Source organism: Pseudomonas zanjanensis, assembly GCF_014268745.2.
GTDB classification, from domain to species: Bacteria; Pseudomonadota; Gammaproteobacteria; order Pseudomonadales; family Pseudomonadaceae; genus Aquipseudomonas; species Aquipseudomonas zanjanensis.
Genome location: NZ_JABWRB020000001.1, coordinates 3,661,010 through 3,682,904, shown reverse-complemented (window position 1 = coordinate 3,682,904; position 21,895 = coordinate 3,661,010). Strand labels below are relative to the sequence as shown.

The following is a 21,895-nucleotide window of genomic DNA, read 5'->3' as shown; positions in this document are numbered from 1 at the left end:
TTTCGTTCAAGCGCTATAGCCTGGATGGCTTGATTTAGAGCGGTTTTGTAGGACAATCCGACCAGATTCACGACCGTTGTAGGAACTTTCCAAATTTCCCGTCAGCAAGCGACCTGATTCAGCGGTGAAACACAGCTTCGCCAAGCGCAGGTGAAATCTCGCAGGCGCCCTTGGGGATGAAAGGTCTGGCGCCAGATGCGGGCCATGCCCAGCAGGTCATCGGCGTCGGGAAGCGTGGTGTTCTGTTCCTCCACCAACAGCCAGGCGATGGCGGTGGCGTAGCGCAGGTTGACGGTCAATTCCAGGTGCGGGCCGCTGAGAAAGGCGTGCTGGCTGGCCAGGCCGCGCACCAGGCTGGCCCGTTCCGGATCCCGCGCCAGGTAATGGTCCCAAAGTGCCTGGTGTCGGGGCTCTGTGATGCGATACAAGCCATGTCCGCGGCGATCATGCAGGGCTGAACCCAGGGCGGATTGGCTGGCGGCAATGCCCAGCAACAAGGATTCCGCGGTTGCGCTGTGACACTCCAGGTAGAGGAGCGTCGGGCGGATCACATATCGACACAGTTCGCTGGCAGCGATACCCATAAAATCCTCGTGATGTGAGGTGGGCGGAGCCTGAAGAGTGTGGGCTTGGCAGCAGTGGATCGGTCCAGGCCCCGCCAGAAGCGGATCATGCCGCTTGACTTGAAGTGTAGTGTCATATTCCCGCTGTAAAGGACTGTTTTTAAAACATCTTCGGCGAACGGTTATAACTGTTATATCCCTTGGTGCTTACGCCGTTTCGCTTTATCGAGAAATTTCAGGCAATAAAAAGCCCCGCTTTATGGGCGCAATGCTGTTCACTTATGGCAATCGACAAACCCGTGGCGAGGGAGCTTGCTCCCGCTGGGCCGCGAAGCGGCCCCAAAACTTGCCAACTGCGGCGTATCAGGCACACCGCACCCGCCGGTTTACGACTGCTTCGCAGCCGAGCGGGAGCAAGCTCCCTCGCCACAGGGTCATCATTTTTCTTAAGTGAACGGCATTACGCTTTATGGGCGGGGCCTTGGGGGTTTCAGCCTTGCTGGGTCTCAGGCAACCAGTGCCTGACGGGTACGCTCGATCACGGCCTGCAGCGGTTCGGCGCTGGAGTACTGGTCGGGGTACAGGCGTTCGCTGTGACGGGCGATGCCGTGTTCGTTGACCAGCGTGAAGCTGAAGCAGCCTTTGCGAGCGGCCATGATCAGGCAGTTCATTGGAGCAAAAGCGTTGGTTAGGGTGCGGATGGCATCCTGTGTCTGGATTTGAGTAGACATGTTATGGGTGTTCCTACAAATGACACGGTTAAGAACCGTGCAACGTTAAAACGTTCCAGTAACGTCGACCACCATTGGTCGAACGAAGAACCCGACTGGAACAAAGCAGCCAGTTTGAGCGCTATATAAAGTGCGCGCTTGGGCTGGCAGGTAGGTACTTAGGAGGGCAGGCAACACATCGAGGGCAAAGGTTCTGGGCCCGGGGTGAAGATCCTGATCAATTTTGCAGGTTGGTTCGGTCAGAGTAATGAGCCTGGCAACACCCTTCGCATTCGATCGAAGGCTGTGTTGGCGCAAGGTTTACCTGGAAACCATCGAGGGGGGCGGTCTCCTTTTTTCGGTGAGCGTCCTTTGGAGGATGGCTGACCGCGGAGATGTGTTCGACCCGGAATTGACTTTCAGCTTGGTACTAACGCCGCGGATACTAACGGATCGATCCCATGAAGGGAAGAGGGGTGGTTAAAAAATATTCAAATTAGCCCTGGCAGCAAGTCAGGCATGGCCTGTGGCGAGGGAGCTTGCTCCCGTTGGGCTGCGCAGCAGCCCCAAAAGAAAGGGCCGCTGCGCGCTGGAGCGCCAGCACGGCCCAGCGGGAGCAAGCTCCCTCGCCACGGGTTGGTTTTCAACCCGATCCAAGAACGAAGGCGTAGCACAGGATCCCAACGACTGCTGGTGTGGTCAGTTACCCACGCGTCGCCCATGGCCTCAGGTTATCCCCAGCTTCATACCGCCAGATGCGCCAAAAAATCGCAGCGTTATAACCCGTTCAGCTGTTACTTGTGCACACTCGCCGCACCACCTGTCACCTTACTGTCATGTCGAAACAATCCGGGGTGGGTGCCTGTATCCAAAATTTAAGTCAATGAAAAACATCGCTTTTTTTTACTGGTGAAAAAATCGTCAGTTTAAGCGCAGGCCCCGTTCCACAGGGCTTTGCGCGAGTTCAGGGTGGGTTGTCCACTGAGTTATCCACAGCTTCTGTGGATTGTCCCAAGCGCTTGCTCTAGCACGGGCGTGCCGGTTTTTTTTCGGCTTTACCCGTACGAAAAAAGGAGTAAAGTGGCGCGCCTTCCGATCTGTCCCACAGTGTTTTATGAAGTTTCGCTCAGTATCAAATCCTGTTACTTCAGCACCCTCTGGTGTTACCCCACCCAAGCGTATGTCGATGCGGGTGGCTGAGTGGCTGCTCGACAGCCCGCGGCTCGGGGACAGCCCCAGCGTCAAGCACTTGGCCGGTCGTTTGCTCAAGCAACCGGCCCGTGAAGGCGCGGTGGCTGCGCAAAGTCGCCTCGGGCAGTTGATGTGCCGTGAATGCGGCAACGCTCGGGATCGACGCATCGGCCACGACCTGCTGCGCCAGGCCGCCCGGGCCGGCGATGATCGTGCCCGCCGGGCCCTCGGTGAAATCGAAGGCTGAAATCGCAGACTGCGCTGGGCAACCCCCAGCCGCTTGGTTAACCTTCGGGCTTTATTTGATCGGCAGGAATTGTCATGGCTATGGATTTGACCAGCCTGTTGTTTGGCCTGGCAGGCGCCGCGGTGCCGTTGCTGGCACTGGCCTGGCACCTGCAACGCCAAGCCGCCACTGCCCAGACCGAATTGGCTCTGCTGGAAGAGCGCCTGGCCACGGCCCACATGGCCCACGATGGCCTCAACGCCCAGCTCGATGCCTGCCGCGACGAGATCAGCGACCTGAGCCAGGCCAACGCCGCCAAGCAAGCCGAGCTTGCCGCGGCCTGTCGCGAAGTCGATTTGCTGCAGGTCGAGCGCGACAATGCGCGGGATGCGGCCCACGCCTGGAACCTTGAACGCGCCAACAAGGAAGCCGAGCTGCGCCGGCTCGATGCCCAGGCGGCATCGTTGCAGGCCGAACTGCGCGAGCAACAGGACAGTCATCAGCAACGCCTGGATGACCTGCAAGGTTCGCGAGATGAGCTGCGGGCACAGTTCGCCGAACTTGCTGGAAAAATCTTCGATGAACGTGAGCAACGCTTCGCCGAAACCAGCCAGCAACGCCTGGGCCAGTTGCTCGATCCGCTGAAAGAGCGCATCCAGTCCTTCGAAAAACGCGTTGAAGAAAGTTATCAGGCCGAGGCCCGGGAGCGTTTCTCCCTAGGCAAGGAACTGGAGCGCCTGCAACAACTGAACCTGCGCCTGAGCGACGAGGCCACCAACCTCACCCGGGCGCTCAAGGGCCAGAAAACCCAGGGCAACTGGGGCGAACTGATCCTGGAGCGGGTGCTTGAACATGCCGGCCTGGAGAAGGGCCGCGAATACCAGACCCAGGTCAGCCTCAAGGGCCCGGACGGCGAGCGTTTCCAGCCGGACGTGTTGATTTACCTGCCGGGCGACAAGCAAGTGGTGGTCGATTCCAAGGTCAGCCTCACCGCCTACCAGCAGTACGTGGCGGCTGAAGATGACGCCATCGGCCAACTCGCCCTCAAACAACATGTGCTGTCGTTGCGAACTCACATCAAAGGCTTGGCCGGCAAGGACTACAAGCGCCTGGACGGTTTGCACAGCCTGGATTTCGTGTTGTTGTTCGTGCCGATCGAGGCGGCGTTCTCCGCCGCCTTGCAAGCCGAGCCGAACCTGTTCCAGGAAGCCTTCGACCGCAACATCGTGATCGTCAGCCCGACCACGCTGCTGGCGACACTACGGGTGATCGACAGCTTGTGGAAGCAGGAACGCCAGAGCCAGAACGCCCGGGAAATCGCCGAGCGGGCCGGGTGGCTGTATGACAAATTCGTTTTGTTTATCCAGGATCTGGACGAGATCGGCAGTCGCTTGCAGCAGTTGGACAAAGCCTACAGCGCAGCGCGCAACAAACTGACGGAAGGGCGCGGCAACCTGATCAGCCGCAGCGAACAGCTCAAGCTGCTCGGCGCCCGGGCCAGCAAGAGCTTGCCCAGCGAACTGCTCGAACGGGCGATGACCGATGCGGATGGGCTGCCGGAGTTGCCGGAAGAAGCCAGCGAGAGAACCCAGGGCTGAAGTGAACCCAAAGCTGAAGCCGCCCTCGGGCTGAATCAGATCTCAAGGCAAAAACAGCACCCTGTGGCGAGGGAGCTTGCTCCCGTTGGGCTGCGCAGCGGCCCTCTTTTTGTGAGTGCTGCGCACTCAAGCGGGAGCAAGCTCCCTCGCCACAGGAGCTATCATTTGCCGAAGTTACAACGGCAAATGCCGACTCAACAACGCCCGCAACGCCGCCGGCTTCACCGGCTTGGCCAGGTAATCCAGGCCCGCCGCATGCACCAGTGCCACCGTCTCGGGCCGACCATCGGCGCTGATCACCACGCCCGGCACCGGCTCTCCCATGCGCGTGCGCAACCAGGCCATCAGTTCGGTACCGGTCTCGCCGTCGTCCAGATGAAAGTCCACCAGCGCCAGTTGCGGTCGGCCGCCCTGGGCCAGCCAACGCTCGCATTCCTCGCGGTTGCGCGCCGTCCACACCTGGCAACCCCAGCGCGTCAGCAGGCTGTTCATGCCGATCAGGATGCTGTCTTCGTTATCGACGCACAGCACCTGCGCGCCGCTTGGCAAATGACCGTTGGGCTCGGTCACGGCGCTCGGTGCGACGGCTTGCGTCTGGGCCAAGGGAACGCTGACGCTGAATACGCTGCCACGCCCAGGCCAGGAGCGCACCTGCAGGCTATGGCCCAGCACGCGACAGAGCCCGTCGGCGATGGCCAGGCCCAGCCCCAGGCCTTTTTCGGCGCGAGTCTGGTGGCTGTCCAGGCGCTTGAACTCTTCGAATATGACCTGCAGCTTGTCCTCGGCGATGCCCGGCCCGCGATCCCAGACCTCCAGGCACAATTCGCCGTTGCGCCGGCGCACGCCCAGCAACACCGGGCCCTTGGCGTAGCGGAACGCATTGGTCAGGAAGTTCTGCAAAATACGTCGCAGCAGCTTGATATCGCTGTCCACGCGCAGGGATGAGCCGCGAACCCGGAACTTCAAGCCTTGTTCCTGGGCCAGCGCCGTGAACTCTGCACCGAGGGTATCGAACAGGTCGTTGAGGGCGAAGGGCTTGCGGTCGGGGTTGATCTTGCCGTTTTCCAGGCGGGAGATATCCAGCAGGTCGGTGATCAGGTCTTCCGCCGAGCGCAGCGAACTGTCCAGGTGGTGCACCAGTTGCCGGGCCTCGCTCGGCAACGCGTCGTGTTGATGGGACAGCGCGGCGGAGAACAAGCGCGCGGCGTTGAGCGGTTGCATCAGGTCATGGCTGACCGCGGCCAGGAACCGGGTCTTGGACTGATAAGCCGCTTCGGCGGTGCTCTTGGCGTCGGTCAGGGCCAGGTTCAGTTGGGACAATTCCCGCGTGCGTTCGGCCACCCGCTGCTCCAGCCCTTCGTTGGCTTCCGTCAACGCCTGGGCAGCTTCACGGAAGGCGGTGATGTCGGTGAAGCTCATGACGAAACCGCCACCGGGCATCGGGTTGCCGATCAGCTCGATGACCCGGCCGTTGGGGAACAGTCGCTCGGAGGTATGGGCGCGGCCCTGGCGCATCCAGTGCAGGCGCCTGGCGACGTGGACTTCCGCCTCGCCCGGCCCACAGAGGCCCCGTTCGGCGTTGTAGCGGATGATGTCGGCAATGGGCCGGCCGACACTGATCAAGCCATCCGGGTAGTTGAACAGTTCCAGGTAGCGACGATTCCACGCCACCAGCCTGAGGGACTGGTCGACCACGCTGATGCCCTGGCTGATGTTTTCGATGGCGCCTTGCAGCAGGGCGCGGTTGAACTGCAGCACTTCCGACGCTTCGTCCGCGATCCGGACCACGTCTTCAAGCTGCATTTCCCGACCTTCAATAGCGGCTTTTACCACGGCGCGCGTCGAAGAGGCGCCGAGTACACCGGCCAGCAGGCGTTCGGTGTGGGCGATCCATTCGCTGTCGGCGTTCTGGTTCGGGTTGAAGCCTTTGCCTTGGCGGTAGGCAAAGCGGATGAAACTCTGCCGCGCCCGTTCTTCGCCGACGAAACGCGCGGCCAGTTGCAACAGGTCTTCGATGTGCACCGCCAGCATCGAGCGGGGGTTGGGACGGGCGCTGATTTCCTGGCCGATGAAGCGTCCGGCCTGCCAGTGCTCCGAGACGCGTGTACGCGACAGCACGGACACCCAGGCAAACAGCGTGAAGTTGCCGGCCAGGGACAGGACCACCCCTTGGGTCAGTGGGGTAATCGGCAGGTTCAGCGGATTGCCGTGCAACCAGGCCAGGCCCGGGAAGGTGCTGAGCGACCAGCCGAGGCTGTGGGCGGCGATCGGCAACACCAAGGTGTAGAACCATAGGAAGATCCCCGTGGCGAGGCCGGCGAATACGCCGCGGCGGTTGGCCTGTTTCCAGTACAGCGCGCCGAGCATGGCTGGGGCCAGTTGGGTCACGGCGGCGAAAGCGATCTGGCCGATGGTCGCCAGGCTCGCCGTCGAACCCAGCAGACGGTAACTGACGTAGGCCAGCAACAGGATCACCACGATGCTCACCCGGCGCACCGAGAGCATCCACTGGCGGAACACCTCGAAAGGGCGTTCGGCGGCGTTGCGGCGCAGCAGCCACGGCAACAACATATCGTTGGAAACCATGGTCGACAGCGCCACGCTGGCGACGATCACCATGCCGGTGGCCGCCGAGGCGCCGCCGATGAACGCCAGCACGGCCAGGGCCGGATGGGCCTGGGCCAGCGGCAGGCTGATGACGAACGAGTCCGGCAGCACCGAGCTGGGCAGCATCATTTGCCCGGCGAGGGCGATGGGCACCACGAACAGCGCGGCCAGGGCCAGGTAGGCGGGGAACACCCATTTGGCCAGGCGCAGGTCCTGGGGCTCGATGTTTTCCACCACGGTCACGTGGAACTGCCGCGGCAAGCAGATGATCGCCATCATCGCCACCCCGGTCTGCACCACCATGGACGGCCAGTTGATGGTTTCTTTCCAGTATTGCTCCAGGCGTGGGGCGAGCATCGCCTGGTTGAACAGGTCGTCGAAACCGTCGTACAGGCCATACGTGACGAACGCACCGACCGCCAGGAAGGCAAACAATTTGACCAGGGATTCGAAGGCGATCGCCAACACCATGCCGCGGTGGTGTTCGGTGGCGTCCAGGTTGCGGGTACCGAACACGATGGTGAACAGTGCCAGGATCAGCGAGACGATCAGCGCGGTGTCCTGGGCGCGGGTGCCCATGGCATCGGCACCGGCGCCGATCAACAGGTTCACCCCGAGCACGATGCCCTTGAGCTGCAAGGCGATGTACGGCAGCACGCCGACCAGGCAGATCAACGCGACCACCACCGCCAGGGATTGGGATTTGCCGTAGCGGGCGGCGATGAAGTCGGCGATGGAGGTGATGTTCTCCTGCTTGCTGATCATCACCATTTTCTGCAGCACCCACGGCGCGAACACCAACAGCAGGATCGGCCCGAGGTAGATCGGCAGGAATGACCAGAGCTGTTCGGCGGCCTGGCCCACGGCGCCAAAGAACGTCCAACTGGTGCAATAGACCGCCAGCGACAGGCTGTAGACCCAGGCCCGCACCCGTGGCGGCAGCGGCGTGCTGCGCCGGTCGCCGTAGAAGGCGATGGCGAACATGATGGCCATATAGGCCAGGGCGACAACGGCGATCAGCCCGCTGGACAACGACATGGAAACTCCCCGACAAAGACACCGGGGCTTGAGCCCGGCAGGACAGTCTCGCATGCCCGCTCGGGTTCGTCAGTGTCGACCAAGGTCGAGGCGTGGTGGGGTGTCGCAGGTGGGGAGATTCTCGGGTTATGCAGGGGTTTTGCTGGCCTCATCGCGAGCAGGCTCGCTCCCACATTGGATCTGTGGTGGATACAAATCTTATGTCCACTGGAGAACCCATGTGGGAGCGAGCCTGCTCGCGAAAGCGCTGGGTCAGCTTGCATCGATGTTGAATGTGCCACCGCCTTCGCGAGCAAGCTCGCTCCCACAGGGTTTTGTGGTGAACGCAGATATTGCTGACACCGCAAACCCACTGTGGGAGCGGGCTTGCTCGCGAAGGCGGTGTACCTGTCACTGGGATGCTGGATGTACCGCCGCCATCGCGAGCAAGTTCGGCTCCCACAGGGTTTTGTGGTGAACGCAGATATGGCTGACACCACAAGTCCGCTGTGGGAGCTTGCTCGCGATGGCGGCCTTACTGCCCCAACGCAATATCCACCAGCCGATACAACTCCCCAACCTCCAGCGGCGCGTTAGCAAAGAGAATGCGGAACACCGTCGGCGCCACCACCCCATTGATCAGCCGCTCGACTGCGTCAGTCGGTGAAACCAGTCAGCGATGGCGTTCGGCCTTGAAGCCGGGCATGCGGGTGCCGCTGGCGGTAGGTTAGTCTTGGCACCTCAATCTTTTTACGGACGGATCCCTTGAAAATCATTCGCAGCAAGTCCTTCACCGGTGACCGTGCCTGGGCGGCGCTGGACATCGCCAACATGAACGGCATCACCACGCGCCTGCACTGGACCGACCAGCCGTACAAATGGCACATCAACGACGGTCAGGAAGTCTTTGTGGTGCTCGATGGGCAGGTGCGGATGTGCTATCGAGAAGAGGGTGTCGAAAAGGCGACCCTGCTGGACGTTGGGGACATTTTCTACGCCTCGGTGGGCACCGAACATGTCGCCAAGCCTTTGGGCGAAGCGAGAGTCCTGGTGATCGAAACCGAGGGCAGCGTCTGATGCTTATCTGTAAAACAGATTACATATAGAGAAATTACCCGTTATATAGATATTCGATCCCGCTCTAGCATGGCTCCACCTCATCCGAGGACAGGAGGTTCGCCATGACATGCTGTGCCGACAAAAACCGCTTGCGCCCGTTGAGCCATTTGCCCAGGCCATTGGAAGCCATTCGCCAATTCACACCTAACTGGTTCGCCGTGACCATGGGCACCGGTGTGCTGGCGCTGGCCCTGGCGCAATGGCCGGCGCAGATGCCGGGCCTGCGGGTCTTGGGCGAAGGGTTGTGGTTGTTCAACACGCTGTTGTTCGTGGTGTTCGCCCTCATGTACACGGCCCGTTGGGTGTTGTTCTTCGACGAAGCACGACGGATTTTCGGCCATTCGACGGTCTCGATGTTTTTCGGCACCATTCCCATGGGGCTGGCGACCCTCATCAATGGCTGCCTGGTCTTTGGGCTGCCGCGCTGGGGAGAGGGCGTGGTGGCGGTGGCCGAGGCGTTATGGTGGATAGACGTGGCCATGTCGCTGGCCTGTGGCGTGCTGATCCCTTTCCTGATGTTCACTCGCCAGGAACACCGGATCGACCAGATGACCGCCGTGTGGTTGTTGCCGGTGGTGGCCGCCGAAGTCGTGGCGGCCAGCGGCGGGCTGTTGGCGCCGCATCTGGCCGACGCTCATGCACAACTGGTCATGCTGGTGACCAGCTACGTGCTCTGGGCCTTTTCCCTGCCGGTGGCGTTCAGCATCCTGACGATTCTGCTGTTGCGCATGGCCCTGCACAAACTGCCTCACGGGAACATGGCCGCCTCGAGCTGGCTGGCCCTCGGCCCGATTGGCACCGGTGCCCTGGGCATGTTGCTGCTGGGCAACGATGCCCCGCTGATTTTTGCCGCCAATGGCCTGCCCGGCGTGGGCGACATCGCCGCCGGCTTGGGCCTGGTGGCCGGCATCACGCTGTGGGGCCTGGCGTTGTGGTGGATGTTGATGGCGCTGCTGATTACCGCGCGCTATTTGCGCGAAGGCATTCCCTTCAACCTAGGCTGGTGGGGCTTTACCTTTCCCCTGGGCGTGTACGCGCTGACGACGCTGAAGCTTTCCGAGCTGCTGGGCCTGGGTTTCTTCGGCGTGTTCGGTGCTGTGCTGGTGGCCTTGCTGGTGGTGATGTGGCTGATCGTTGGGCGGCGTACGGTGCTGGGCGCCTGGCACGGTGAGCTGTTTGTGTCGCCCTGCATTGCAGGGCTGGCGAAATAATCGCTAAAGACAGGTAATGTGTGGCCTGGATCGAAAAACGTTCATTCCAATAAGCGTCCACGCCACTCAGGAACATGGAAGATGAGTCACCCTTCGCAGTTCACCTTGCTTCGCACGCGGCGTTTTCTGCCGTTCTTCATCACGCAGTCCTTGGGCGCGTTCAACGACAACATTTTCAAGCAGTCGCTGATCCTCGCCATCCTCTACAAATTGACCATCGAGGGCGACCGCTCGATCTGGGTCAACCTCTGCGCGCTGCTGTTCATCCTGCCATTCTTTCTGTTCTCGGCATTAGCGGGGCAGTTCGGGGAAAAATTCGCCAAGGACGCGTTGATTCGCCTGATCAAGCTTGGCGAAATCGCCATCATGGCGGTGGGCGCGGTGGGTTTCCTGTTCGATCACTTGTGGCTGATGCTGCTGGCGCTGTTCGCCATGGGCACGCATTCGGCGCTGTTCGGTCCGGTGAAGTATTCGATCTTGCCGCAGGCCTTGCGTGAAGATGAGTTGGTCGGCGGCAACGGCTTGGTGGAGATGGGGACGTTCCTGGCGATCCTGGCCGGCACCATCGGCGCCGGGATCATGATGTCCTCGGCGCATTACGCCCCGGTGGTGGCTACCGCGATCATCGGCATCGCCGTGCTCGGTTACCTGGCCAGTCGCAGCATTCCGCGCGCGGCGGCGGCCTCGCCGCAAATGCGTCTGAACTGGAACATCTTCAGCCAATCCTGGGCTACCCTGAAATTGGGGTTGGGGCAAACCCCGGCGGTGTCCCGGTCGATTGTCGGCAACTCCTGGTTCTGGTTCGTCGGGGCGATTTACCTGACGCAGATTCCCGCTTATGCCAAGGAGTGGATGCACGGCGACGAGACCGTGGTGACCTTGATCCTCACGGTGTTCTCGGTGGGGATCGCGTTGGGTTCCATGCTGTGTGAAAAGCTTTCCGGGCGCAAAGTCGAGATCGGCCTGGTGCCGTTTGGTTCGTTCGGTTTGACCGTGTTTGGCCTGCTGTTGTGGTGGCATTCCGGTGGGATTCCCGCCAGCGTCGAGGGCCACGGTTGGCTTGAGGTGCTCGGTTTTGGCCATGCCTGGCTGGTATTGATCGACATCCTCGGATTGGGCGTCTTTGGCGGTTTCTACATCGTGCCGCTGTATGCGCTGATCCAGTCGCGCACCGTGGAGAACGAGCGGGCGCGGGTGATTGCCGCCAACAATATTCTCAACGCGTTGTTCATGGTGGTCTCGGCGATTGTCTCCATCGTGTTGCTGAGCCTGGCCAAGCTGTCGATCCCGCAGCTGTTCCTGGTGGTGTCGTTGCTCAACATCGGCGTCAACGCCTACATCTTCAAGATCGTCCCCGAGTTCAGCATGCGTTTCATGATCTGGCTGCTGAGCCATTCCATGTACCGCGTGGAGCATCGCAACCTGGAGGCGATACCGGATGAAGGCGCAGCGCTGCTGGTCTGCAATCACGTGTCCTTCGTCGATGCCTTGCTGATTGGCGGCGCGGTGCGTCGGCCGATTCGATTCGTGATGTACTACAAGATCTACAACCTGCCGGTGCTGAATTTCATCTTCCGCACCGCCGGCACCATCCCGATTGCCGGGCGCCAGGAAGATATCCATATCTATGAAAAAGCCTTCAAGCGAATTGCCCAATACTTGAAGGACGGCGAGCTGGTGTGCATTTTCCCTGAAGGAAAACTGACCGCTGACGGTGAGATCAATGAGTTCAAGAGTGGGCTGACGCGCATCCTCCAGGAAACCCCGGTGCCAGTGATTCCCCTGGCGCTGCAGGGGTTGTGGGGTAGTTTCTTCAGTCGCGACCCGGCCAAGGGGCTGTTTCGCCGGTTCTGGTCGCGGGTGACGTTGGTGGCGGGTTCGGCGGTGGAAGTCGAGTCGGCAACGCCTTCGAGTTTGCAGGCGTTGGTGGGGGATTTGCGTGGGGCTGTCAGGTAACTGCTGACTTTGAGGGCCCCTTCGCGAGCAAGCTCGCTCCCACATTGGACCGAATCGCCTAGGCTGCATGCGGTCAAAGTGTGGGAGCGAGCTTGCTCGCGATAGCGGCAGTGGCTAGGCGCTGACCTTGAGGCCGATCAATCCGGCGACAATCAACGCCACGCTGGCCAGGCGAACCAGCGCCATCGACTCACCAAACAAAATGATCCCGGCGATCACCGTGCCCACGGCACCGACCCCGGTCCAGATCGCATAGGCCGTCCCCAGCGGCAGTTCCTTCATCGCCAGGCCGAGCAGGCCGAGGCTGATCGCCATGGCGGCGATGGTCAGTGCAGTGGGGAGAGGGCGGCTGAAGCCGTCGGTGTACTTCAGGCCAACAGCCCAGCCGACTTCGAACAGGCCGGCAAAAAACAGAATGATCCAGGACATCACGCACCTCATCGATGGGTGGGGTCGTCCCCGGATAGTGAACTCTTTGGTGTTGCGGGGTCGTCCCCGCATTGGGCGCAAGAGTGCCCAATGCTGACTGTTTGGTCAAGTCACTCGGTCAGTCTGCCGCTTGACGGTCAAGTAGCTCGCGGTCCTGTTTTTCGCTCATGCGCCGGAAGTACGTCGAGAGCAGGGCTCCGGAAATATTGTGCCAGACGCTGAACAGCGCACTGGGCACCGCCGCCAGTGGCGAAAAGTGCGCGCTCGCCAGCGCCGCGCCGAGGCCGGAGTTCTGCATGCCGACTTCCAATGAGAGGGTTTTGCGCTGGGCCAACGGCAAGCCGAACAAACGCCCGGTGAAGTACCCCAGCAGATAACCGAAGCTGTTGTGCAGCATCACAATGGCCATGATCAGCAGGCCGGATTCGGCGATCTTCGCCTGACTGGCCGCGACCACCGCCGCCACAATGATCACGATGCTCACCACGGATATCAGCGGCAGCACGTCTATGGCATGACGAACCCGGGCACCCAACAGGCGTTGGGCGACGATGCCCAGCGCGATCGGCACCAGCACGATTTGCAGGATCGACCAGAACAGCGCCGAGAACGACACCGGCAACCAGGCCGAGGCCAGCAGCCAGATCAGCGCAGGGGTCAGCAGCGGAGCAAGCAGGGTGGTGATGGCGGAAATCGCCACGGCCAAGGCCAAATCACCGCGAGCCAGCCAGGTCATGACGTTGGACGATGTGCCGCTCGGGCAGCAACCCACCAGGATGACGCCGACGGCGATCTCCGGCGGCAGGCTGAACACTTGGCAAAGCAACCACGCCGTGCCGGGCATGATCACGAATTGGGCAACCACTCCCAGGGCTACGCGTCCCGGATGGCGGGCGACTTCGGCAAAGTCCTCCAACTTCAATGCCAGGCCCATGCCGAACATCACCAGGCCCAGTAGCGGCACGATGGCGACTTTCAGGCCAACGAACCATTGCGGTTGCAGGAAAGCCAGTACCGCGAAAAACAGTACCCAGTAAGCGAAGGTATTGCCGACGAAGCGACTCAATGCAGCCAATGCGCGCATGACCTGATCCTTATTATTAAGAACACCGAATACTAATGTGGGAGCGAGCCTGCTCGCGAAAGCGGATTATCAGTCAATATCTCTATGGCTGATACACCGCCTTCGCGAGCAGGCTCGCTCCCACAGTAGTTCCAAGTTGTCTTTTAGATCCCCTGCGGAATCTCTTCACCACCCAACGCTTCCACCAGCGCCGGCAAGAACTCGCCGAACGTCAGCATCATCAGCGTGAAGCTGGCGTCCAGTTGGCCGAGGGCTTCGTCGCCGCCGTCCTGCTCTGCCTGGTCCTGCAACAGGTCTTCGAACTTCAGGCGCTTGACCACCATCTTGTCGTCGAGCACGAAGGACAACTTGTCCTGCCAGGCCAGCGACAATTGTGTCACCACCTTGCCGGTGTTCAGGTGCAGCTGGATTTCGTCACTGGTCAGGTCCTGGCGCTTGCAACGCACGATACCGCCATCTTCGTGGGTGTCGCGCAGTTCGCATTCATCCAGCACGAAGAAATCGTCCGCGGCTTTCTGGGTCTTGACCCAGTCGGTCATGGTCGCGGTCGGGGCCATCTTGACCGTCAGCGGGCGTACCGGCAGCGAGCCGATGACTTCGCGTAGGGTCGACAGCAGGTCTTCGGCGCGTTTCGGGCTGGCCGAGTTCACCAGGATCAGGCCCTGTTTCGGCGCGATGGCGGCAAAGGTGGACGAGCGACGGATGAACGCACGGGGCAGGAACGCCTGGATGATTTCATCCTTGAGCTGGTCCCGTTCCTTTTTATAGACCTTGCGCATTTGCTCGGCTTCGATCTCTTCGACCTTTTCCTTCAGGGCATCGCGCACGACGCTGCCCGGCAAGATGCGTTCTTCCTTGCGCGCGGCGATCAGCAGGAAGTCCTGGCTGACGTGCACCAGCGGCGCGTCTTCGCCTTTGCCAAACGGCGCGACGAAACCGTAAGTGGTCAACTCCTGGCTTGCACATGGACGCGCCAGTTTGCTGGCCAGTGCAGTTTCCAACGCCTCGGCATCAAAAGGCAGATCTTGGGTCAGGCGATAGATAAGCAGGTTTTTGAACCACATGGGGTGAGTCTCTCCTTTATACAAAGGGGGGCATTATTCTCTTCGCGGCGCCATAGGCCAACCCTTCGCTAAGCCTTTGGAAGGCCTGAAAAAATTAATTTAAAAAGTGCTTGCCAGCTTAAAGAGTGCTCCGTAGAATGCGCGCCACACCGAAAGCGAAGGGTGATTAGCTCAGCTGGGAGAGCGTCTGCCTTACAAGCAGAATGTCGGCGGTTCGATCCCGTCATCACCCACCATTTCGCTCAACGTGTTACGCGCAGCGGTAGTTCAGTCGGTTAGAATACCGGCCTGTCACGCCGGGGGTCGCGGGTTCGAGTCCCGTCCGCTGCGCCATATTCGGTAACCTGGAACACTGAACGCCAGGTCACCACGGAAAGCCCGCTAACGCGGGCTTTTTGCTGTTTGCAGTTCCCGCGGTGTGTGTTGCTCATGTTTTTTTTGCTGAATTTGCTAATTAAATCAGCACGTTACAAAAAACTGTGAGAGAATGCGCCCCGCATCGAAAGTGAAGGGTGATTAGCTCAGCTGGGAGAGCGTCTGCCTTACAAGCAGAATGTCGGCGGTTCGATCCCGTCATCACCCACCAAACTTTCAATGTTACGCGCAGCGGTAGTTCAGTCGGTTAGAATACCGGCCTGTCACGCCGGGGGTCGCGGGTTCGAGTCCCGTCCGCTGCGCCATATTTGGTTACCTGGAATGCTGAACGCCAGGTGGCTACTAGAAACGACGCTTTTCCTTTACGAGGGAGAGCGTCGTTTTTTTTATTCTCTTTTTTTGTGTGTATCCGTTGCTGCAGTAACGGCGACTTAGGGTTCCGCCCTGGCGGCGGGGCACTTTGAAGAGCCCGGAAGCCGGCCCAGTCAAAAGTAACCAAAGCGCTCATGCCCACCACGGTTTCATAGTCGATGAAGGTGTTGGATGGGCTGACCTCATCGCGAGCAGGCTCGCTCCCACAATGGGTTCTGCGGTGTATATACGCTTTGTGGGCTGCTGAAGATCAGGTGCGGGAGCGAGCTTGCTCGCGATAGCGGAGCGGATATACACCCAACCCCCCGTCTACTGCTCAGCATTCCGCCGATGCCGATAATCGCTGACCGCCTCATACACCGCCTTACGCAACCGATTAATCCCCCCAATCGGCCGATGCGCCTCAATCCCAAACCAAGGATTGAACGACTGATTATCACAAGCCAGATTCAGCTTGGGCGTATCAAAATCCTGAGCCGGCACCTTAATGCGCGCCACGGTTTCGAACGGCGCATCACTTTCCTGCCATTCAATACTGGTGTCTTCGATCGGCATGTACTTGCTCGGATCCTGACGCTGGACCTGCAAGACAAAACACGCCGGCATCCGGTCTGTGGACAACTGCTGGTTCAGCGCGCTGCGCAAGAAATTCGGCAAATCCTGATTCTGCGGTGGCAGGGTATAGCTTGGACAGCTGTCCGGATCCGGCGCGACGCGAAACTTGGCGTTGGCCTCGCCAAACTTATAAGGCGATACCGAGAAATAAGTGGTCTGGGTCGGACTGGCCGGGGCCGGCGAGAGGGTCGCCAAAGCGATGAACAGATGCCGAATCTGCCAAGTGCGCGGGTCCAGGCTCGGAAAAAAAGCCATCGCCTTCTTCCCGTCAGCCTGAGCGGCCACATTCTGACGGTACTCGGCGACATCGCTGACAAAGAAGTTCGGATGATTGAACATCACGAAATCCTGCTCGCCGAATGATTGCCGGTCCGCCAGCAATTGCTTGCCGGGCACGTTCAGCAGTTTGATTGCCATCCCCCGGGCATCGCGCAGGCTGTCGAATTGCGGATAAGCGTTGCCGTTGGACAGGCGGATCGTGGCCTGCCAGGTCTTGCCCGGTTCGGCGAAAACCCCCTGGCGCAACGGGCTAGGCAGGCCGCTCTGCACCTGGACCTCGGCCATGACGCAGCCGTGCGCCTTGGCATGGGCATCACGCAGATAGCGTGTGCCTTCGCGGTGCTGATCGACGATGCGGATCGCAGTCTGGATGATGTCCTGGGTCATGGCGGCTTCGCCGGGTGCCACCTGTTCCTTGTCCGGGACAGGTCCCCTGTGTTGCCAGGCAAACCAGGCCGAGGACAGTGCCCAGCCGAGCAACCCGATGCCCAGCAGCCACAGGAGCGTCTTGCCCAAAAAGGCGCCGAGGCGCAGCCAGAGCGTGATCAACATGCCAACATCCTTTTACCGGTGGGGTTCATCATTACAGTTGCGACTCCAGTGGCCCGCCCAGCACTTTTAAATACTCCAGCAAGGCCCAGCGTTCCTGCGGTTGCAGCAGGCGGCCAATGACGCCGTTGCCGCGTTCGCCCGCGCGAAATTCATGGCCGCTGTTGTGATTGCCGGTAACCCGGGTATCGAAGTTAAAGCCGTTAGTGAAGGCTTCGGTGCGATAGCCCAAATGGCGTGGGTCGTATTCGAAGTTGCCTTTATAGAAGGTGGTCGCCCGCTCAGCCTGGGGGGACAACAGTTGATAGATCGTCGGCACCGAGCCGTTGTGCAGGAACGGTGGCGTGGCCCAGACACCCGCCAACGGCCGGGCCTTGTAGGCGCGCAATTCACGTACGCCGATGGGCAGGCCGAAACCGTCCAGGGCCGGGCGCTCGGCGGGGGTGACCCCGGCGTCACGGTAAGCACGGTTTTCGACGAAGGCAGTGACGTAGGCCAAGCCTTTGGCGACCGAGAGTTGGCTCAGGTCCAGCGGCTCCGTCGGGGTCGGGTGCAGTTGCACTTCCAGCTTCGCCAGTTCGGCCGGGTCCCATTGCAGGCTGGTCAGGTCGTAACGGTGATCAGCAATATTATTGGCAGTGCCCGGGTCGGTGCCGATCACTTTCACCGGCAGCATGTGCAACTGCTGTACCGGCCTGTCGGGCCCCTGGACCACTTTGGGCACATGGCAGCCGGCGCAGTTTTCGACGAACAGGGCCCGGCCCTTGGCGGCCAGCGGTTTATCGACCGCGCCCAGCAACGCTTCCGGCCACACGGGCGCCTTGAGCAGTTGCAAGGTCTCTTCGATCTTGTTCAAGTCGCGCACGCGCACGCTGGAGGGGTATCGCGCGTCGCCCTGCAGCGGTTTGCCCTGGGCGTCGAAGAAATTCAGTGTGGCGCCGACTCCCAGCGCTTCACCGACGTTTCGGGCCATCGGTTGCTGGGCCGATCCGTTCCACTGCACCCAGTCGAAGGTCCACATTTCCCACAACTGTGGATAGTCCACCGGCGCGTTGGCGACCCGGTAGTTTTCCGCCGAGATGGCGTCGCCGAAGCTGGCATTGGCAATGCGGCCGAAGGCGTCGGTACGGCCAGGGCCTTCTTCGGTGGGGTAGAGGCCGCGATGGGTATCGTTCCAGGCCACTCGCAGGAAGGTATCCAGGGAGTCCTTGAACGCCTTGCGCAGGTCCTCGTGGCGAGCATCGTAGTCCTTGCCCAGGACTTGGCGGGCGAAGCGTTCGAATTTCCAAGGGTTGTAGTACGTAGACGCCAGACTGGCGACTAATGCCTGTCCGAAACTGCCACCGCGTAGCGTAGGAACGCTGGAAGGCAGCACGTGCTGTGCCGAGCCGCCGTCGATCCGTATCGCCTGGCCCTTGAAGCGCAATTCGCCGGTGTGGCACGCAGCGCAGGTGATATCGAGGAATTGGTCGGCGCTGCCGGCGTTCTGGTGCCGGGTGAAACCCACCGGCAGATTGCCGGGATTCTCAGGCGTGGCTTTCTGGGCCGGATCGATCAGGAAGCCAAAGCGCGCCAGATACTCCGGCGATGCGAAGCGTTGTTGCGAAAACGGCAGTTCGAGGGCCGTGAACCAGTCGTAGCGCAGGCCTTTGACCTGGGTGCCCTGGGGCGTGAAGTAATAGGTCTGGCGTTCGGCGGCGCTCCATTGATCCAGGTAATGCACCTGTTGGATGGGCTCATAGAACGGCAGCCGGGGATTGGCGACGTAATAAAGCACCACGGCCACGACGACGATCAGCAGCGCGAGGAGCAGCAAGAGAATGCGAGAGAGGAGGCGCACGGTTACGTCCTTGTTTTTTTTGATATGCCCTTATGCCTCAGCGCTGCGCGGCGGGCAAGTGGCCAGTAGCCCCGTCCTGTGGGGGAGCGGCAAGGTGTCCCTGTACGTAACGGATGACAGATGCTTCATTTGCCTGGGATCAAAAAGCGTTTGCGGACCTGAACTTATCATCACTTTGCGGCTCACATGCCGGTAGCCATTGGTCGTGGCCGCCTGATAAGCTCGCGGCTTTACTCGATTGCCCTTTAGGCGCATGAACAAGGAAATAGCATGAAACAGCATCGGTTGGCGGCGGCGGTAGCCCTGGTTGGCCTGGTACTCGCGGGTTGCGACTCGCAGACCAGCGTAGAGCTGAAAACCCCGGCGCAGAAAGCTTCCTACGGTATCGGCCTGAACATGGGCAAAAGCCTGGCTCAGGAAGGTATGGATGACCTGGACTCCAAAGCAGTTGCCCAGGGCATCGAAGATGCCGTCGGCAAGAAAGAACAGAAGCTGAAAGACGAAGAACTGGTCGAAGCCTTTGCCGCGCTGCAAAAGCGTGCCGAAGAGCGCATGGCCAAGATGAGCGAAGAGTCGGCAGCCGCCGGCAAGAAATTCCTCGAAGAAAATGGCAAGAAAGCCGGTGTCACCACCACCGCTTCCGGCTTGCAGTACGAAGTGGTCAAGAAAGCCGATGGCGCGCAGCCTAAGCCGACCGACGTAGTGACCGTTCACTACACCGGCAAGCTGACCAATGGCACCGTGTTCGACAGCTCCGTCGAGCGTGGCAGCCCGATTGACCTGCCGGTCAGCGGCGTGATCCCAGGTTGGGTCGAAGGCCTGCAACTGATGCACGTCGGCGAGAAGTACAAGCTGTACATCCCGAGCGACCTGGCCTACGGCGCCCAGAGCCCGAGCCCGGCCATCCCGGCCAACTCGGTCCTGGTGTTCGACCTGGAGCTGCTGGCGATCAAGGATCCGGCAAAAGAAGACGCAGCCAAGTAATCGCGTCTGTTATAACGACAACGCCTCGCTTATGCGGGGCGTTGTTGCATCTGGGCGGCGGTAAGATGGCAAAAAAACGAACGCCCGGCGCACGCTATAGTCATAGGCATTACAGGCGCTGTGCTAGACGCAGTCGGCTGGTCAAGTCAATGAAATATTGGGTTTTTTTATGTGAGTAAAAAACGCCCGATCTAAGCCGGGCCCTTATGGAACGGGGGCTTCAGCGGTGAAATGCAGCTCTGTTCACAAGGTTATCCACAATTTGTGTGGATAACATTTCAGTGGGAGAAAAAATGAAGGCCCCGTGGAATTTTGCGCGATTTCTGCCCTTGGCAGGCCGCCTGCTGGCCCGCGGTCGATTGCCGACATTGCTCTTCGCCGTCGCCAGCAAAGGTGCCCGGGAGGGTGGGCGGCTGGGCAAGCTCAAGGAGGACCTGCGCCTGTTGCAGGCCTTGTGCCTGGCCTACTGGCGCGGCGAGTACCGCGCGGTCAGCGCCAAGTCGATGCTGTCGATAGTGGCGGGGCTCATGTACTTCCTCAGCCCCTTGGACGCCATTCCAGACCTCTTGCCCATGTTTGGCATGTTCGACGACATCGCGGTGCTGGCCTGGATCATGAAAACCCTCGACGTTGAGCTCGAGGCATTCCGCGCCTGGCGTTATCGACAGTCACCCGAGACGCTGGCCAAAGTCGAAAGGCTTCCCGACACCCCGGAACAACTCCAGCTCCAAGGTCAGAAAAAGCCCTGATCCCCTGAGAATGCATCACCCCGCGACCTTAGCCGGCATTTAGGATTACACTTCCAAGGAAAAAGGCTGACTTGCTAAGTGTTGTTGTCCTACGGGGTAGACATGGATATTCAAATAATCACACGTGACGGAGAACCCGAGTACGCGGTTTTGCCGTGGGATCAGTACCAAGCGTTGTTGAAAGCAGCAGGTGTCAATCAAGCTCCGCCGCGTGAAGCAACAGTCCGGCACGCGGCGGCACCCGACCAGGTTCTCCCTGGCCTGGATCAATTACGCAGTTTGCGCGAAGGGAAGGGCATCGCCATTGAGGCGTTGGCTCGCACGGTAGGTATCAGCCCGTCTTATCTGGCCTTGATCGAGAGCGGCGAGCGACAGCCCGATGCCGCGATTCGGCGCAGTCTGGCCTGGGAGTTGACGGTGCCGGGTTGGAGGGAAGAATCGTGAGTGTACGCATCAGTCGGCAGCATTGGGATGGGTTGTTGGGTGAATTGGACCAGGCGCGGCGCCAGCGCCATTTATTGACTTACCGCGCCTTGCTGGAGCGCTTGCAACTCCCCAGCCCGGCCATGCAGACCTTGACCGCGGCCCTTGAACATCTGGCGGCGCTGGACGCCCGGGCAGAACAGCCACTGCGCAGTTCCCTGGTGATCAGCCAGGGCGCGAGCCGGTTGCCGCGTACGGGGTTCTTCGAGTGCGTAGAACGCCTGGGCCGCTTTTCCGGGCCTTCCGATGGGGTGGCCGCCGCTTCCTGGCACGCTTCGGAAGTGGTCCGGGTGTTTGAATACGAATACCCCGAGTCGGCGGAGGCCTGAGTGCTCTGGCGACTCAAGGCGCGGCTCGGTTATTGGCTGGCGCGTCGGTTGTTTCACTGGCCCTGGTTCGTCCGCCAGCCGCGTGGCTGGGCCTGGCTCGAGGGCCAGTTCTCGCGCATGGCCAACCTGGGCGATGTCGGTGCGCAAAGTTTCTACGGGCACATCCTCACCTTTCGCGGCCAAGGGCTGGGCGCCCGTGAAGAAGGGATTCGCCTGCTGCGCCTGGCGGCACTGGCCGGTGATGGCAAGGCCGCCTACCAAGTCGGCGTGATCAGCCTGGCCGGTACCACCAACCAGGCGCCGGACCCGCTCGAAGCGGCACGCTGGTGGACCTTGGCGGCGAAAGCCGGGCATCCGTTGGCCGAGATCAAACTCAAGGCCCTCGAAGCCCGCGACCCTTAGCGTTATCCACAGGCTATTCGTGGTGCAGCGGGGCGAATTTAGCGAATCGCCCTACATCCTTTGTCCCGTTCCCCTGACTTAATTCCCCCGCCATCCCCGGCACAGTCTCGCGCTCCTTGAGTGCTGCGAGACATTGCCCATGT

18 protein-coding genes, 4 tRNA genes and 1 pseudogene are annotated in these 21,895 nt (G+C 60.7%); 14 read left to right on the top strand and 9 right to left on the bottom strand.

The genetic code is table 11. The features are described from left to right. Positions 1–101: 101 nt before the first annotated feature. Both HU715_RS15735 and HU715_RS15730 read right to left on the bottom strand, forming a co-directional pair. Positions 102–584 carry a hypothetical protein gene (locus tag HU715_RS15735; RefSeq protein WP_186709886.1) on the bottom strand — a complete coding sequence of 161 codons (483 nt, stop codon included), beginning with the start codon at positions 582–584 and terminating at the stop codon, positions 102–104. Positions 585–1,069: 485 nt separating this feature from the next. Further along, a complete protein-coding gene (locus tag HU715_RS15730; protein WP_008051046.1) occupies positions 1,070–1,294 on the bottom strand; it encodes a hypothetical protein in 225 nt (74 codons plus the stop codon). Positions 1,295–2,387: 1,093 nt separating this feature from the next. Here HU715_RS15730 and HU715_RS15725 point away from each other — a divergent pair. Beyond that, on the top strand, positions 2,388–2,711 hold the full coding sequence (locus tag HU715_RS15725; protein WP_186709885.1) for an SEL1-like repeat protein: 324 nt from the start codon (positions 2,388–2,390) through the stop codon (positions 2,709–2,711). Between the two features lie 188 nt (positions 2,712–2,899). Continuing rightward, positions 2,900–4,288, top strand: a complete 1,389-nt coding sequence (locus HU715_RS15720; protein ID WP_186709913.1) for a DNA recombination protein RmuC — start codon at positions 2,900–2,902, stop codon at positions 4,286–4,288. A 174-nt stretch (positions 4,289–4,462) separates the two neighbouring features. Here HU715_RS15720 and HU715_RS15715 read toward each other — a convergent pair whose 3' ends face one another. Together HU715_RS15715 and HU715_RS27320 are read right to left on the bottom strand one after the other, a co-directional pair. Beyond that, complete coding sequence (locus tag HU715_RS15715) at positions 4,463–7,933, bottom strand: hybrid sensor histidine kinase/response regulator (protein ID WP_186709884.1); 3,471 nt, start codon at positions 7,931–7,933, stop codon at positions 4,463–4,465. 514 nt (positions 7,934–8,447) lie between these two features. Beyond that, positions 8,448–8,576: pseudogene (locus tag HU715_RS27320) on the bottom strand (TetR family transcriptional regulator); the annotation flags it as partial. A 101-nt stretch (positions 8,577–8,677) separates the two neighbouring features. Here HU715_RS27320 and HU715_RS15710 point away from each other — a divergent pair. The 3 genes from HU715_RS15710 (at position 8,678) to HU715_RS15700 (ending at position 12,198) form a co-directional block, all read left to right on the top strand. Further along, entirely contained in the window at positions 8,678–8,989 is a 312-nt protein-coding gene (locus HU715_RS15710; RefSeq protein WP_186709880.1) for a cupin domain-containing protein, read from the top strand. A 104-nt stretch (positions 8,990–9,093) separates the two neighbouring features. Next, positions 9,094–10,242 (top strand): TDT family transporter, encoded by a 1,149-nt coding sequence (locus HU715_RS15705; RefSeq protein ID WP_186709879.1) that lies wholly within the window; start codon positions 9,094–9,096, stop codon positions 10,240–10,242. A gap of 81 nt (positions 10,243–10,323) precedes the next feature. After that, complete coding sequence (locus HU715_RS15700; protein ID WP_186709878.1) at positions 10,324–12,198, top strand: MFS transporter; 1,875 nt, start codon at positions 10,324–10,326, stop codon at positions 12,196–12,198. A 114-nt stretch (positions 12,199–12,312) separates the two neighbouring features. Here HU715_RS15700 and sugE read toward each other — a convergent pair whose 3' ends face one another. The 3 genes from sugE to rdgC form a co-directional block, all read right to left on the bottom strand. Further along, entirely contained in the window at positions 12,313–12,627 is a 315-nt protein-coding gene (gene sugE, locus HU715_RS15695; RefSeq protein WP_003204587.1) for a quaternary ammonium compound efflux SMR transporter SugE, read from the bottom strand. A gap of 118 nt (positions 12,628–12,745) precedes the next feature. Next, complete coding sequence (locus tag HU715_RS15690) at positions 12,746–13,711, bottom strand: bile acid:sodium symporter family protein (protein WP_186709877.1); 966 nt, start codon at positions 13,709–13,711, stop codon at positions 12,746–12,748. A gap of 143 nt (positions 13,712–13,854) precedes the next feature. After that, positions 13,855–14,775: a recombination-associated protein RdgC gene (gene rdgC, locus HU715_RS15685; protein WP_014339706.1), complete on the bottom strand. Its 921-nt coding sequence runs from the start codon at positions 14,773–14,775 to the stop codon at positions 13,855–13,857. A gap of 160 nt (positions 14,776–14,935) precedes the next feature. Between rdgC and HU715_RS15680 the strand changes: the two genes are divergently transcribed. The 4 genes from HU715_RS15680 (at position 14,936) to HU715_RS15665 (ending at position 15,455) form a co-directional block, all read left to right on the top strand. Continuing rightward, a tRNA-Val gene (locus tag HU715_RS15680) sits at positions 14,936–15,011 on the top strand. A gap of 20 nt (positions 15,012–15,031) precedes the next feature. Next, positions 15,032–15,108: transfer RNA gene (locus HU715_RS15675), tRNA-Asp, on the top strand. A gap of 177 nt (positions 15,109–15,285) precedes the next feature. Then, positions 15,286–15,361: transfer RNA gene (locus HU715_RS15670), tRNA-Val, on the top strand. Positions 15,362–15,378: 17 nt separating this feature from the next. After that, positions 15,379–15,455 (top strand) — tRNA-Asp (locus HU715_RS15665). 376 nt (positions 15,456–15,831) lie between these two features. Here HU715_RS15665 and HU715_RS15660 read toward each other — a convergent pair. Beyond that, entirely contained in the window at positions 15,832–16,968 is a 1,137-nt protein-coding gene (locus HU715_RS15660; protein WP_186709875.1) for a catalase family protein, read from the bottom strand. A gap of 31 nt (positions 16,969–16,999) precedes the next feature. Continuing rightward, positions 17,000–18,805 (bottom strand): di-heme-cytochrome C peroxidase, encoded by a 1,806-nt coding sequence (locus tag HU715_RS15655; protein ID WP_186709873.1) that lies wholly within the window; start codon positions 18,803–18,805, stop codon positions 17,000–17,002. Positions 18,806–19,075: 270 nt separating this feature from the next. Between HU715_RS15655 and bamJ the strand changes: the two genes are divergently transcribed. From bamJ to HU715_RS15630, 5 genes are all read left to right on the top strand, one after another. Continuing rightward, positions 19,076–19,789, top strand: coding sequence for a BamJ family beta-barrel-assembly machinery protein (gene bamJ / locus HU715_RS15650; protein WP_030142016.1), 714 nt, complete (start codon positions 19,076–19,078; stop codon positions 19,787–19,789). A 293-nt stretch (positions 19,790–20,082) separates the two neighbouring features. After that, entirely contained in the window at positions 20,083–20,538 is a 456-nt protein-coding gene (locus HU715_RS15645) for a YkvA family protein (protein ID WP_186709871.1), read from the top strand. A 102-nt stretch (positions 20,539–20,640) separates the two neighbouring features. Continuing rightward, positions 20,641–20,982 (top strand): helix-turn-helix domain-containing protein, encoded by a 342-nt coding sequence (locus tag HU715_RS15640; RefSeq protein ID WP_186709869.1) that lies wholly within the window; start codon positions 20,641–20,643, stop codon positions 20,980–20,982. Continuing rightward, positions 20,979–21,350, top strand: coding sequence for a hypothetical protein (locus HU715_RS15635; RefSeq protein WP_003179080.1), 372 nt, complete (start codon positions 20,979–20,981; stop codon positions 21,348–21,350). Before HU715_RS15640 ends, HU715_RS15635 begins: the two co-directional genes overlap by 4 nt. After that, the gene (locus HU715_RS15630) at positions 21,351–21,752 is read left to right on the top strand and encodes an SEL1-like repeat protein (protein WP_186709867.1); all 402 of its coding nucleotides are present in this window, start codon (positions 21,351–21,353) and stop codon (positions 21,750–21,752) included. The last annotated feature ends 143 nt before the right edge of the window (positions 21,753–21,895 follow it).